The sequence below is a fragment of the Raoultella sp. T31 genome (assembly GCF_002806725.1).
Lineage (GTDB): Bacteria > Pseudomonadota > Gammaproteobacteria > Enterobacterales > Enterobacteriaceae > Klebsiella > Klebsiella electrica.
The window spans coordinates 46,739-60,153 of the sequence record NZ_PIBO01000036.1 but is presented as its reverse complement, the minus strand read 5'-3'; the positions used below and the strand labels follow the sequence as shown (position 1 = coordinate 60,153).

The 13,415-nt window shown below is 57.2% G+C and carries 13 protein-coding genes and 1 pseudogene; 3 read left to right on the top strand and 11 right to left on the bottom strand.

All coding sequences use genetic code 11. The features are described from left to right. Positions 1-276: 276 nt before the first annotated feature. The 5 genes from CWM52_RS20315 to CWM52_RS20295 all read right to left on the bottom strand — a co-directional run bounded on the left by CWM52_RS20315 (position 277) and on the right by CWM52_RS20295 (position 5,330). Positions 277-618, bottom strand: coding sequence for a PTS fructose-like transporter subunit IIB (locus CWM52_RS20315; protein ID WP_100685740.1), 342 nt, complete (start codon positions 616-618; stop codon positions 277-279). A 15-nt stretch (positions 619-633) separates the two neighbouring features. Further along, positions 634-1,509: a [formate-C-acetyltransferase]-activating enzyme gene (locus CWM52_RS20310; protein WP_100685739.1), complete on the bottom strand. Its 876-nt coding sequence runs from the start codon at positions 1,507-1,509 to the stop codon at positions 634-636. After that, on the bottom strand, positions 1,475-3,772 hold the full coding sequence (locus CWM52_RS20305; RefSeq protein ID WP_100685742.1) for a formate C-acetyltransferase: 2,298 nt from the start codon (positions 3,770-3,772) through the stop codon (positions 1,475-1,477). Before CWM52_RS20305 ends, CWM52_RS20310 begins: the two co-directional genes overlap by 35 nt. Before the next feature lie 140 nt (positions 3,773-3,912). Then, positions 3,913-4,233 (bottom strand): PTS fructose-like transporter subunit IIB, encoded by a 321-nt coding sequence (locus tag CWM52_RS20300; protein ID WP_100685738.1) that lies wholly within the window; start codon positions 4,231-4,233, stop codon positions 3,913-3,915. 20 nt (positions 4,234-4,253) lie between these two features. Next, positions 4,254-5,330 (bottom strand): PTS fructose transporter subunit EIIC, encoded by a 1,077-nt coding sequence (locus tag CWM52_RS20295; RefSeq protein ID WP_100685737.1) that lies wholly within the window; start codon positions 5,328-5,330, stop codon positions 4,254-4,256. Positions 5,331-5,638: 308 nt separating this feature from the next. Here CWM52_RS20295 and ptsP point away from each other — a divergent pair, with 308 nt between their 5' ends. Beyond that, positions 5,639-8,140 (top strand): phosphoenolpyruvate--protein phosphotransferase, encoded by a 2,502-nt coding sequence (gene ptsP / locus CWM52_RS20290; protein ID WP_100685736.1) that lies wholly within the window; start codon positions 5,639-5,641, stop codon positions 8,138-8,140. Positions 8,141-8,426: 286 nt separating this feature from the next. On the opposite strand, the gene CWM52_RS20285 is transcribed toward ptsP, so the two are convergent. After that, a complete protein-coding gene (locus CWM52_RS20285; protein WP_004860391.1) occupies positions 8,427-8,549 on the bottom strand; it encodes a small membrane protein in 123 nt (40 codons plus the stop codon). 248 nt (positions 8,550-8,797) lie between these two features. On the opposite strand from CWM52_RS20285, the gene CWM52_RS20280 reads away from it, so the two are divergent. Next, positions 8,798-9,022, top strand: a complete 225-nt coding sequence (locus CWM52_RS20280) for a hypothetical protein (RefSeq protein ID WP_100685735.1) — start codon at positions 8,798-8,800, stop codon at positions 9,020-9,022. Between the two features lie 17 nt (positions 9,023-9,039). Here the strand turns inward: CWM52_RS20280 and CWM52_RS20275 are convergent. From CWM52_RS20275 to CWM52_RS20265, 3 genes and pseudogenes are all read right to left on the bottom strand, one after another. Further along, positions 9,040-9,381 (bottom strand): annotated as a pseudogene (locus CWM52_RS20275) (SDR family oxidoreductase); the annotation flags it as partial. A gap of 24 nt (positions 9,382-9,405) precedes the next feature. Then, positions 9,406-10,200 carry an SDR family NAD(P)-dependent oxidoreductase gene (locus tag CWM52_RS20270; RefSeq protein ID WP_100685734.1) on the bottom strand — a complete coding sequence of 265 codons (795 nt, stop codon included), beginning with the start codon at positions 10,198-10,200 and terminating at the stop codon, positions 9,406-9,408. 131 nt (positions 10,201-10,331) lie between these two features. After that, complete coding sequence (locus CWM52_RS20265) at positions 10,332-10,781, bottom strand: winged helix-turn-helix transcriptional regulator (protein ID WP_100685733.1); 450 nt, start codon at positions 10,779-10,781, stop codon at positions 10,332-10,334. A gap of 156 nt (positions 10,782-10,937) precedes the next feature. On the opposite strand from CWM52_RS20265, the gene agp reads away from it, so the two are divergent. Continuing rightward, entirely contained in the window at positions 10,938-12,185 is a 1,248-nt protein-coding gene (agp, locus tag CWM52_RS20260; RefSeq protein WP_100685732.1) for a bifunctional glucose-1-phosphatase/inositol phosphatase, read from the top strand. A 74-nt stretch (positions 12,186-12,259) separates the two neighbouring features. On the opposite strand, the gene CWM52_RS20255 is transcribed toward agp, so the two are convergent. Both CWM52_RS20255 and wrbA read right to left on the bottom strand, forming a co-directional pair. Continuing rightward, positions 12,260-12,487 (bottom strand): YccJ family protein, encoded by a 228-nt coding sequence (locus CWM52_RS20255; RefSeq protein ID WP_100685731.1) that lies wholly within the window; start codon positions 12,485-12,487, stop codon positions 12,260-12,262. A 20-nt stretch (positions 12,488-12,507) separates the two neighbouring features. Continuing rightward, a complete protein-coding gene (gene wrbA / locus CWM52_RS20250; RefSeq protein ID WP_100685730.1) occupies positions 12,508-13,104 on the bottom strand; it encodes an NAD(P)H:quinone oxidoreductase in 597 nt (198 codons plus the stop codon). Positions 13,105-13,415: the final 311 nt, after the last annotated feature.

The following is a 13,415-nucleotide window of genomic DNA, read 5'->3' as shown; positions in this document are numbered from 1 at the left end:
TTCCCGGGCGGTGGGGTAACCCCTTGCCCGGGCTACATCCGGCATCAATTGTCGGTCCGGTATCAAGTTGCCCATATCGAGTAGCCCCGGTAAGCGCAGCGCCACCGGGGAAAGGTTCCCGGGCGGCGGGATAACCCCATTGCCGGGTTACGGTCCGGCACAGATTGTCGGCCCGACATCAATTGTCACCCCGATGGCGCTGCGACGCTGTTCGGGCGACAAAGCGGCTGAGGCTAGCGGTTCTCGCCCCTGGGAGTGGAATAGCCCACTTTATTCTCAGGGGATATCTAAATAGACGATCGGTTTTTTCATGATGCTTTTTACCGCTTCAGCGATATGCTGCGGCTGGAGTAAAAACGTTTTGATGCTGGTTTTAATCGTGCGGTGGCCGCAAAAGCGCTTTGCGTCGTCGATTTCAATATCCGTGACCAGCAGCACGACATCGGCCCGGGCAATATCGTCTGGGGTGATTTTATTCTCAATCCCCAGCGCCCCCTGGGTTTCGATTTTGATCTGCCACTTTTCATGGTGGCCGACTTTTTGTAAACGTTCCGCCGCCATATAGGTATGGGCCACACCGCTCACGCAGGCCGTAACCGCAACGATATTGAGATCCATAGCATCCTCCGGGCATTAGCCGCCGACAGTTACGCGAAAACCAGCTTGTTCAGCCATGATAGTGAATCGGTTAATTTCTGCTGCCGATGGCGCCTCGACCGTTGCCATCGCCCATCGCTTGCCGAGCAGCGAGTATTTCGGCTCGCCATATTGATGAAACGGCAGCAGATGAATGTCAGGCAGCGCAAACGGTGCCAGGAAGGAGAGAATCTGGCTGAAGTTCTTTTCACACAGGGTAAAGCCAGGAATGAGCGGCACCCTGGGGATGACGTGAACGCCATTTTCCACCAGCCGGCGGAAATTTTCCAGCACCCGGGGGAGATCCATGGCAAGCAGTTTTCTCGCCTGCCCGGGATCGATGATTTTCAGATCAAACAGCACTTCGTCGCACGCCTGGGCAAGAGGATAAATGCGGCTGAAGGCGGCGTCGCCCGCCGTTTCTATCGCCGTGTGGATCCCCCACTGGCGCAAGGTGCGTAAGAAGCGGGTGGCAAACCCGGCCTGCATGAGCACCTCTCCGCCCGATAGCGTCACGCCGCCGCCCGAGGCGCGAAAAAAAACCTCATCTTTCAGGACCTCTTTGAGCAACGCTTCCTGAGTAACATCGCGGCCAATCTGCTCCCATGCGCCGGAAGGGCACTCTTCGACGTCCTGCTGGCAGCGCGCGCAGTGGAGGCAGCGGCTTTCCCGACGCACGGTTTCAATTTTGGGCGAGAGGGATTCCGGGTTGGCGCACCACGGGCAGGTGTGCGGGCAGCCTTTAAAAAAGACGATGGTTCTGATCCCCCGGCCATCGTTCAACGAGTAGCGCTGGAGATTGAAAATGCGCGCCCGGTCGGCGCGCGTCTCGATAACGTCACAGTTGATGCGTGGTGCGGTGGATAATGTCATCCTGGATCTCCTTCGATAACTCCACAAAGAAAGCGCTGTAGCCCGCGACGCGTACCACCAGACCGGCGAAATCCTGAGGGCGCTGCTGCGCTTCCCGCAGCGTCTGCGCGTTGACCACGTTAAACTGGATATGCTGAAGCTTCAGACGGGTGAAAGCCTGTAAGAAATCGGCCAGCTTATTGAGCCCGCTCGCTCCGCTCAGGGTCGCCGGGGTGAACTTAACGTTGAGCAGTGTGCCGTTGGAGAGCAGGTAGTTATCCAGCTTGCTGACCGATTTCAGGACCGCCGTTGGCCCCTGTGAATCCTGGCCGACCATCGGCGACAGCCCGCCATCGGCTAGCTGCTCACCGGCCAGGCGACCGTCCGGGGTCGCGCCAACCACCGAGCCGAGCGGAACGTGCGCCGAGACAGTGTACGAACCGGGGGTGAAATGGCCGCCGCGCGGGTTGCGATACTGCTCCACCTCTTTACAGTAAAAGCGCAGCAGGTCGGCGCTGATATTGTCCACCTCGTCAATATCGTTGCCATATTTTTCAAAGCGATGAACCAGGCGGGCGCGGATTTGCTCGCCTTCCGGCGTCTGGAAATTCGCCTTAAGGACCTGAATCAGCTCGTCATAGCTCATGCGCTGCTGGTCGAAGACCATCCCCTTGAGCGCATGCAGGGAGTCGCTGAGATTGGCGATACCTATTCCCTGAACGCCGGAAAAGTTGTAGCGTGCGCCGCCTTCGGTGATGTCCTTGCCATGCAGCGCGCAGTCCTGAATAAACGAGGAGAGCAGGGGAACCGGTGCCTGATTCCGGTGGCCGAGGTCGCAAATATTGCTGCCTTCGACCATCAGTTTGATGTAGTAGCGGGTTTTCTCGCGGATCTGCTGAATCAGCCCGTCCCAGCTGATATCGGGATTACCTTCATTCTCCAGCATCACGATCTCCATCACCTTCAGCAGGTTGAACATCGCAATATCGTGCAGCCCGTAGGTGCGCCCGGGGATAGAGAGCTCGACGCAGCCGACGACGGCATAATCCCGCGCATCCTCCAGCGAGACGCCGCGATTGAGAAAGGCCGGAATCACCACTTCGTCGTTGAAAATTTGCGGGATCCCGGTGCCGAGGCGGATCGTTTCCGCCGTTTTGTGCAGGAACGGGCGGTCAGTCAGTTCGTTGACGCGCACCCCGAGATTGGGCTGCGGCAGACGGACGTTCTGGTAGGCATCCAGCGCAAGAAAGGAGAGCACGTTTACCGCGCTGCGCCCGGTCTCGTTCAGGCCGCCGAGCAAGGCGGTGTAGCCCGTCGGGAAGCCGGCAAAGTAGCGGGCGCTGCTGGATGAGCGCAGCAGGACGATATCGTTGCACTTGACCCACAGCGATTCCAGCAGCGTTTTCAGAAACGCGGGATCCTCGCCGCGGGTTAACGACGCCTGATAAAACGGCAGCATATACTGGTCAAAACGGCCAAGCGAAATAGAACTGGCGTTGGACTCGTACTGCAAAATGATGTTCATGTACCAGAACAGCTGACAGGCCTGCCAGAAATTTTCCGGGCGATGCCTGGCGTTATGGCGCGAATGGGCGGCAATCGTCTCCAGCTCCTCGCGTCGCTGCGGATCGTCGCAGCGGCGGGCCATCTCAGCGGCGAGGGTGGCGTAACGTAAAATGTGGCGCTGTGAGGCCGCCAGTAAAATCACCACCGCCCGATAAAAATCGTTCTCCGGATGCTGCCGGGCCAGGTTTTCCATTTCCGCCGCCAGCGCCGCCAGTCCTTTATTCAGCAGACGCGGATAGTCAATAATGATGTGCCCCTGGCCTTTGTCGGTCTGGTTGACGCTGAAAATCTGCGTGCGCACCGCCGCTTTTACCTCATCGGTCATCTGAGCGTTAATGACATCTTTCATCGAGCGTTTTTCCCAGTACGGGAACAGGGCTTCGCGGTAGATGCGCTTGTCTTCGTCGCTGATGGCGAAGCGATCCTGTGGCCGAGTGGGGAACCGATCCAGCTCGTTAAGCAACCAGTAGGGGTCCATCTCGGGCGAGACGATGCCGGCACGCGGTTTGGTTGTCCGGTTGCCGGCGATCAGTTCGTCATCGCGAATCGAAATCTGTACATGGTCAAGGATCCAGGCGGTGGCCTTCGCCCGACGAATCATCGTCGGCTCACCCTCGGTGCGTTGGTGGCTTTCGGTATAGAGCAGGGCGCGTTCGAGCGATATTTCCCGAGGGTGAGCGAACAGGCTCGCGATTAAGCGTTGGGTACGATTGGTCATGACAAACTCCATATGAACGCCTTTCTCCACGTGCGGCTTGAGGCAATTCGCGACGCGCTTTGCACACGGACTGCCGGTCACCATGACGCTCGTGGAGCGAGGCGTTGAGTCGCGCGCCGCATCGCCGCGCGCGATGGTATTCAGGCTTTCTGCGAAAGATGACTGTCGATTTTGTTCATAATGGCGTCAGCCCGCTTCACGGCATCGCTGATATTGACGCGAACGATGGTTTTACCGGCAAAACGCTCTTCACACTTGATGCCGATATCTTTGGTCAGAATCACGATATCGGCGCTGGCGACATCGTCTGCCGACAGCTCATTCTCAATGCCGATGGAGCCCTGGGTCTCCACCTTGACCTGCCAGCCTTTGGCTCTGGCGGCACTCTCCAGCGACTCCGCTGCCATGTAAGTGTGTGCGACTCCGGACGGGCAGGCGGTAACGGCGATAATGCTGGTCATAAACGACTCCTTCTGACGTTTCAGTTAATTTCGAAATCAAGATCCAGTTCGTCATTGGCTTTGGCTTCTGGCGCTTTCTTCTTCGTGAGAGCTTTAAGCACGATGACGCAGGCGGCGCAGACAAATGCCCCGACCAGCAGGCCGATGATGAACCCGCCTTTACCCTGAACCACCGGCAGGACAATCAGTCCACCCCAGCCGGCGTAGCATTGAACGCCGAGCAGAGCGGTCGTCACGCAACCGCTGGCGGCGCCAATCATGATCGACGGGATAACGCGCAGCGGGTCGGCGGCCGCGAAGGGGATGGCGCCTTCCGATATGCCAACGCAACCCATGACCAGGGCGGCTTTGCCCGTTTCTCGCTCCTCCGGGGTGAAATATTTGCGACCGATCAGCGTCGCCAGACCCATGCCCAGCGGCGGCACCGCGATCCCGACGGCGGCGATAGCCACCACGGTATACACGCCCTGGGAGACGCAGATCAGCATGAAGGCGTAGGCCACTTTATTGACCGGGCCACCCATGTCGAAGGCCAGCATCAGTCCCATAATGATGGCGAGGAGCACGATGCTGCCCTCGCGCATGCTTTGCAGCCAGGTCGTCAGACTGGCGGTGAGCGCGCCGACAGGCTCTCCCAGCCCCCACATCATGATCCCGGCCGTAATAAAGGTGCCGATAATGGGGATCACAAAAATGGGCATCACGGAGCGCAGCACTTTGTGGACGGGGATTTTCTTCAGGTAGTAAACCACCAGACCGCCGATCATCCCGGCGATCAGGGCACCGAAAAAACCGGCGCCAAAACTGTTGCCGACCCACGCGCCAATGGCGCAGGGCGCCAGCGCCGCGCGGTCAGAAATGGAGTAGCCGATATAGGCCGCCAGAAAAGGCACCATCAGGGTCAGTCCGGCGACGCCAATATCAAACAGTTTTTTCAGGTTGGGATCCGTCGCGCCATCGGGCACGGCGCCCTTGCCGTACAGCATGACCGAGACGGCGAGCAGGATCCCCCCGGAGACCACAAAGGGGATCATATGTGAGACGCCGGTCATGAGATGCTGGCGTGTATTTTTTAGTATTTGCACCAGTTCGTTCATTGCTTGCTCCTGAGCGCGGTATCGCTCGTGACAGTATTGTTGCTTCAACAGTAGGAAAATGGCGGGGGAGAAAACAGTAGAGAAAAAGTGCATTTACTGGATATTTGTAAGATGCGCGCGAAATTGCGATCCATCTCAAATCTTAAGTGATATAGGGTCAGATCACGACAAAAAGAGAGATTTGTGATGCGGAGCAGAAAAAAGATCTCTGTGTACAATTTTCCAGTAATTCACTCTTTTCTCGCGTAGTCCCGGCCGCGTGCTTTCTTTACCGTTGAGGCCATGATGTCTTGCTCAGGAGAAAGCCAATGGCCCAGGTCATTAAATTTCGTTGCGATTTGCCAAATGGCGTCCACGCTCGTCCGGCCAGTGTGGTGGAAACGCTATGCAATACCTTTGTGTCTGCTATTGACTGGTGGAATACGCGCAGTGACCTGCGCGGCAATGCGAAAAGCGCGCTGGCCATTATTGCAACCAACACCATACAGGGCGATGAGTGCCAGTTAATGATCAGCGGTGAGGATGAGCAGCGGGCGTTTGCTGCGCTGTCGGCATTTATTGACGATCAATTTCCGCACTGCGATACGCCGTTGCCGACGGCGGAAAGCATGGAGGTTCAGCCGGTTCCGGAATCGCTGTCGCGGCTGAATCCCCTCCTGTTCCACGGACTGCCGGTGTGTGCCGGGAGCGCAGGGGGCATGCTTATCCATCTGAAATCCTTCGATCTGCGCGACCCGGGCCCGTTGCCTGCTGCCGGGAGTATTGAGCACGAGCAGGCGCAGCTGGATCAAGGATTGCTGCTGCTGGTCAAAAATATCGAGCTGCGGCTGCTGGATAACGACGGAACCGCCGGCGCCATTCTGGAGGCGCATCGTTCGCTGGCGACGGATGCTTCTTTACGCCAGCATCTGCTTGGCGGGCTGCTGACCGGCCAGAGCTGCGCGCAGGCGATTGTCGCCAGCGGCGAGCACTTCTGCGCTCAGTTCAGCGGCTCCGGCAACCGCTATTTACAGGAGCGAGTGCTGGACGTACGCGATGTCTGCTTCCAGCTCCTGCAGCATATCTACGGCGAATCCCGTTTCCCGGCCCCGGGTAAGCTGACCGTCCCCGCGATTTGTCTTGCCGATGAGTTAACGCCCAGCCAGTTTCTGGAACTGGATAAAACGCGGCTGAAAGGCCTGCTGCTGAGCAGCGGCGGGACCACCTCGCATACCGTGATTCTGGCGCGTTCTTTTAATATTCCGACTCTGGTTGGCGTGGAGATGGCGGCGCTGCAGCCGTGGGTGGGGCAACCGGTATACATCGACGGCAATGCCGGGCTGGTGGCGGTGAACCCGGATGAAGCGGTGACGCGTTACTACCAGCAGGAGGCCTGGGCTGCGGCGCAGTTACGTCATCAGCAGCAGGCGTGGCTTGATAAAGACGGAGTGACAAAAGATGGGCTGCGTCTGGAGGTGGCGGCCAATATTGCCCACTCCGTTGAAGCCGCCGCAGCGTTTGGCAACGGCGCGCAGGCGGTGGGCCTGTTTCGTACCGAAATGCTGTATATGGACCGGCCCGGCGCGCCGTCTGAAGATGAACTTTATAATATTTTTTGCCAGGCGCTGGAACCGGCGAACGGTCGCAGCATGATTATTCGCACGATGGATATCGGGGGCGATAAGCCGGTGGCCTATCTTAATATCCCGGAGGAAAACAACCCCTTCCTCGGCTATCGCGCGGTGCGAATTTACGAAGAGTACCAGACGCTGTTTCGCACGCAGCTCAGGGCCATTCTGCGTGCCTCGGCGCACGGCCAGCTGAAAATTATGATTCCGATGATCTCCTCGATGGAGGAGGTTTTGTGGGTGAAAGAAAGACTGGCCGAAGCCAGGCAATCCCTGCGCGATGAACATATTCCGTTCGATGAGAAAATCCCGTTGGGTATCATGCTGGAAGTGCCGTCGGTGATGTTTATCATCGACCAGTGTTGCGAAGAGATCGATTTTTTCAGTATCGGCAGCAACGACCTGACGCAGTATCTGCTGGCGGTGGATCGCGATAACAGCAAGGTCAAGCGCCACTACAACAGCCTCAATCCGGCTTTTTTGCGCGCGCTGGACTACGCCGTGCAGGCGGTACATCGACAGGGGAAATGGATCGGCCTGTGCGGTGAACTGGGGGCGAAAGGCTCGGTGCTGCCGCTGCTGGTGGGGCTTGGGCTGGATGAACTGAGCATGAGCGCGCCGGCGATCCCGGCGACGAAAGCGCGTCTGGCGCGGCTGGACAGTCGGGCCTGCCGTCAGCTTTTGAACCAGGCCATGCAGTGTCGCACCTCGCTGGAGGTGGAACACGTATTAGCCCAGTTCCGCATGACCCAGCAGGACGCGCCGCTGATTACCACGCAGTGCATTACTTTAAACAGCGACTGGCGCAGCAAAGAAGAGGTGCTGAAAGGCATGACCGACAATCTGCTGCTGGCGGGGCGTTGCCGCTACCCGCGTAAGCTGGAGGCCGACCTCTGGGCGCGTGAAGCGGTATTTTCGACCGGGCTGGGCTTCAGCTTTGCCATTCCGCACAGCAAGTCGGAGCATATTGAGCAGTCCACCATCAGCGTGGCTCGTCTGGCCCGGCCGGTGGCGTGGGGAGATGACGAAGCGCAATTTGTGATTATGCTGACCCTCAATAAGCATGCCGCCGGAGATCAGCATATGCGTATCTTCTCTCGTCTGGCGCGGCGCATTATGCATGAGACGTTTCGTCACGCGCTGGTCACCGCCGACAGCAGCGAGGCCATCGCCGGGTTATTGCAGCGCGAGCTGGAGCTGTAGTTCGCAGCGGAGAATCCCCCGGTTGCGCGGTGCTTACCGGGGCTACGGATCGGCGTCGCCTGCGGTTTTATTGGTTTTGTTGCCCGGGTGAGGCGCTGATGTATCTGGCGTGGCTGACCCGTTGCTTTCGCCGCAGTGCGATGCTTACAAAGCGGAGCAGGTCGGGGAGTCGTCCGTTCAGGCCGGGCAGGAAGAAAAGAATAAAAGCAGGCATAATGCCTGCTTTTATTCTTTTGTGATGCGTCGTGACACAATGTGGCGGCGCAACGTGGCGTATCGAGAGGGGCTATTTTTTCTTCTTATGGGTCGGGAGCTGGCTGGCGCGGCGTTCTTTGACGTATGACACCAGACTGTAAATCGCCACTCCCAGCAAAATGACCGCGACAACAATGAGAATAATACCAGACATAAGCGATCCTGGGCTTGAGTTGAAAACCATGAACTCTATTAAGTTACGTGTAAGATAGCATCAGGATGTGTCCGAAATATGACTCGCTTTTTTGTTAAAATCGAAAAAAATCAGAATGATAAAATCATACTGACCGGCGCAGCAGCACCGTTTTGTCGGGCGGGTAACACTCCGTTAAGTGATTTTACAGACGTAGGATCCGCAGGCTGATACCCTGCATTTGAGTAAGAATTGTCTGAGAGTAATGCATGCGTAATCAACATATCGTCGGCCTGGTTGGGCTGACTCTTATCCTGGCTTCATTTGCCGTCGCGGCGGAGCCCGATCGCCAACAAACCCGCGAACGCATCGTCGATCAGGTGCTAAAACCTTGTGAAGGTAAAAAAGCGGGAGACAAAGTGGTGATGGTCGATCGCCGCGGCGGTGAACATGAGGCCATCTGCACGCTGGCGGCGGTACCGCTACCGGAGTAACGCCCGCCGCCGTCGGGTCAGAGATTTCCCGTACCGCCATCCACCCGCAGTTCGTTGCCGAGTACGTAGCTGGACTCATCCGATGCCAGATACAGGGCGGCGTTGGCCAGCTCCTGCGGTGTGCCCATCCGTCCTGGCGGCACCAGGTTTTTGATCTCCTTCTGCAGGTCGCTCAGGGCCTGGGCGCTGAGGCCCAGCTTATCCAGCGCCAGAGTGTGCACGGGACGCGGACTCAGGCCATTCACCCGGATACCGCGCGGCAGCAGCGCCTGCAGCAGGAAGAACGGGCCTTTGAGGTTGATATTCATCAATCGATCCCACTCCGCTTCGCCCCAGTCGCCGAAGGGGGCGTGGATGACCCAGCACGGCCACCAGCCCAAACGTTAACTCCGGCGATAGCGCGGCGCCGGCTGGCCGTTGCGCGCGCTGCCAAACAGCGCGAGTCGCGCCTGGTCGAAATGACTCCAGAGCGCCAGATCGTGGACCGGCGGCAGGGTGATATTTTCGCCCTGATCAAGCCCGCTGAGCGCCGCGTCTACCAGATCTTCCGTGGTCATCACCGAGCCAGCGGGCAGCGCGTCAAGTGCGACGCCGGAGGTCGGCCACAGGTCCGTCGCGGTTGCCGCCGGGAGTACCGCCTGAATACGCAAACCGCTGTCGGCAAACTCCTCCTGAAGCGCACGGGTAAAGCTCAGCACCCACGCCTTGCTGGCGCTGTAGACGGCGCTGCCCGGTAGCGCATGCAGCGCAAGGATTGAGGCGATATTGATAAGCGTCCCCTGACCGCGAGGGCTGAAGGCGGCCAGCGCGGCATAGCTCAGGCGCAGCAGAGCGGTGGTATTCAGGGTATGAATCATTTGATGCTCGTGCACATCCGTGGTCAGCAATCCTCCCATTTTCGCCGTGCCGGCGTTGTTAATCACCAGCGCGATCGTCGGATCTGCCTGCAGACGCGCTTCAACGGCGCGGATACCGCTCTCTTCGCTCAGGTCTGCCTTTAGCACGTCGGACCGGATGCCATACTGGCTTTGCAACTCTTTGGCGAGGGCCTGCAAACGTTCTTCGCGGCGCGCGACCAGAATCAGGTGATAGCCGCGAGCGGCGAGACGTTCGGCATAGAGGGCGCCGATACCGGATGATGCGCCGGTAATTAAAGCGGTATGAGAAGGGGTCGTCATGGCGTTACCTCAAGTAATAAGGTTTCATTATTAAACCAACTTCAGCATGAGTTAAATAGTTTAATAATGCAACCAATTGACGGGGGATTATTTTATTATGAGAAATGATTAAAAGTTAATAATAATTAAAATCAATCTATTACTGGAAGTCGGGCGGTAATGTCGTCGGGCTGGAGCGTCCGGCCATCGGCGGCCTGCAGCACCAGTTTGCGCAGCGGCTGGCGCGTGAGATTATCAATTAACACGGTGGCGGGTTCGTCGGGCGTCAACAGATATTCGTCAGCCCATTGCGCCAGCGCCACCAGCACAGTTTGCAGGCCGCGTCCCTTTTCGGTAAGCACATACTCCTGCCACGCGCTGCCGTCCGAAGCGGGCTGCATCGTCAGAATACCTTCTTCCACCAGCATTTTTAGCCGTCCGGCGAGCATGTTTTTAGCAATGCCGAGGTGCTTTTGAAATTCGCTGAAGCGCCGGGTGCCCCCCAGGGCATCGCGGACAATGAGTAGCGACCACCAGTCGCCAATGACGTCAAGTGAGCGGGCAATAGGGCAGCTGCTGTTTTCCAGACGGGTACGTTTCACGAGAGCTCCTGTGGCTTCAGTCGTTTTATTATAAAACTATTTCCCTGGACGGAGAAAAGTTTCTCCCGTTGCGCGAGTTTGCGAGCCGTCGTGCGGAAAAATGTCATCAATTTGTCACAATGTAAGCGATGATAATCACTGACTGAGGATTAAGGGATGCAAAAGAGTCTACTCGCCAGCGTCGTGGCCGGCGCCATATTGTTATCGACGGCAGCCCAGGCAGAGGAACAGACGGCACCGCAGGGCTATCAGCTACAGCAGGTGTTGATCATGAGTCGCCACAACCTGCGCGCGCCGCTGGCCAACAACGGCAGCGTGCTGGAACAGTCGACGCCGAAATCATGGCCGGAGTGGGATGTGCCCGGCGGTCAACTGACGACCAAGGGCGGCGTGCTTGAGGTCTACATGGGGCACTATATGCGTGAATGGCTGGCGCAGCAGGGGCTGGTCACCCGCGGTGAGTGTCCGCCGGAAAATACGGTTTACGCCTATGCCAACAGTCTGCAACGTACGGTGGCGACCGCGCAGTTCTTTATTACTGGCGCCTTCCCCGGCTGCGGCGTCACGGTGCATCACCAGCCGCAAATGGGTACTATGGACCCGACGTTTAATCCGGTGATAACCGACGATTCCGCCGCTTTCAGCGAAAAAGCCGTACAGGCGATGGAAAAAGAGCGGCAGACCATGCAACTGACCGACAGCTACAAGCTGCTTGAAGCGATGACGGACTATCAGAATTCTCCCTCCTGCAAAGAGAAGCAGCCGTGTTCTCTGAGCGATGGCAAAGACACCTTCAGCGCAAAATATCAGCAGGAACCGGGCGTTTCCGGGCCGTTAAAGGTGGGCAATTCGCTGGTTGATGCCTTTACGTTGCAGTATTACGAAGGCTATCCGCTGGATCAGGTGGCGTGGGGCGAGATAAAAACCGACAAACAGTGGCAGGTGCTGTCGAAGCTGAAAAACGGCTATCAGGATAGCCTGTTCACCTCGGCGGAGGTGGCGCGCAACGTGGCTAAACCGCTGGTGCAATATATCGATAAAGCGCTGGTCAGCGATCCCGCTCAGGCGGCGAAAGTGACGCTGCTGGTCGGGCACGATTCGAATATAGCCTCGCTGTTGACCGCGTTGAACTTCAAGCCTTATCAGCTGCATGACCAGTATGAGCGTACCCCGATCGGCGGAAAAATCGTTTTCCAGCGCTGGCATGATAGCGGCGCCAACCGCGATCTGATGAAAATTGAGTATGTGTATCAAAGCACGGCGCAGCTGCGCAATGCCGAAACCTTAACCCTGCAATCCCCGCCGCAGCGGGTGACCCTGGCGCTGAACGGCTGCCCGGTGGATGCCAACGGCTTCTGCCCGATGGCAACGTTTAAACAGGTGATGAACGACGCGGCGAAATAGAAAAAACGGACCGGCCATGGCTGGCCGGTCCGGGGATGATTTTACTGGCCCGGCCATGCGCCGGGCACACCGGGTTACACGTTTTTGCGCTCGATGGTCTGTTCGCCCCAGAAAAGGGCGTCTTTATCCGTTTTCGCGAAGGCCAAAGACAGCACTTCATCGCTGCCTTCTTCCCAAATTTTTTCTGCTAACTTTTCATCGTAATTGGCTAATTCAAAAATCGCTTCGGCGATCTCTAAAGAGGTATTTCGTAAACTTGCCCATTCGCCCACATGGTGGGCTTTCGCTTCTTGAGTTAGCATGCAAATCCTCCTGTTGAAGGTTAGCCGTGTAGTTTAACTGCCAGTCCTGCGACATGTTCACCCTGATAGCGGGCGATCGCCAGCTCTTCCTGACTTGGCTGACGGGAACCGTCTCCGCCGGCGATAGTGGTTGCGCCATACGGCGTGCCGCCGCGCACCGTTGACACATCAAAAAGCTCCTGGGCGCCGTAGCCGATAGGCACAATCACCATCCCGTGATGGGCAAGCGTTGTCCAGGTAGAGGTAATGGTCTGCTCTTGTCCACCGCCGGTACCGGTAGAGCTAAAGACGCTGGCCAGTTTGCCGTACAGTGCGCCCGATGCCCACAGACCGCCGGTCTGATCGAGGAAGGTGCGCATTTGTCCGGACATATTGCCGAAACGGGTGGGGGTACCAAAGATGATAGCATCATACTCTGCCAGTTCCTGCGGCGTGGCGACGGGCGCATTCTGCGTTTTCCCGCCTGCTTTGGCAAATGCCTCAGCTTGCATAGTTTCCGGCACGCGCTTCACGACCACCTCAACGCCGTCTACTTTGTTCGCCCCTTCGGCGACGGCATGAGCCATGGTTTCGATGTGTCCATACATTGAATAATAAAGCACCAGAATTTTAGCCATTTGCATCACTCCTCGATTGCGTTAAAGACCAGTCAAGCGACTGGCTACTTTTAAAGATAAGGGTTCTGGCTAAGAGTGCAAATCTAACAATCATTTATTTGATTTATAACAAAATTGCAAAGAATGCGTTTGTCGCAAAAAGAAACATCTTTATCTGCCCGCTTTTCATCAGGCATAAGAGCCGCTTAGCGCGGCGCGGGCGACGCTAAATCTGTCGTTGGCGTCAAAATATTACAGAATGTTACTATTTACCTGGTAAATGAGTTTCATTCACTACGCTTAACAGTACGCAATACGAAAAATGGTCATGC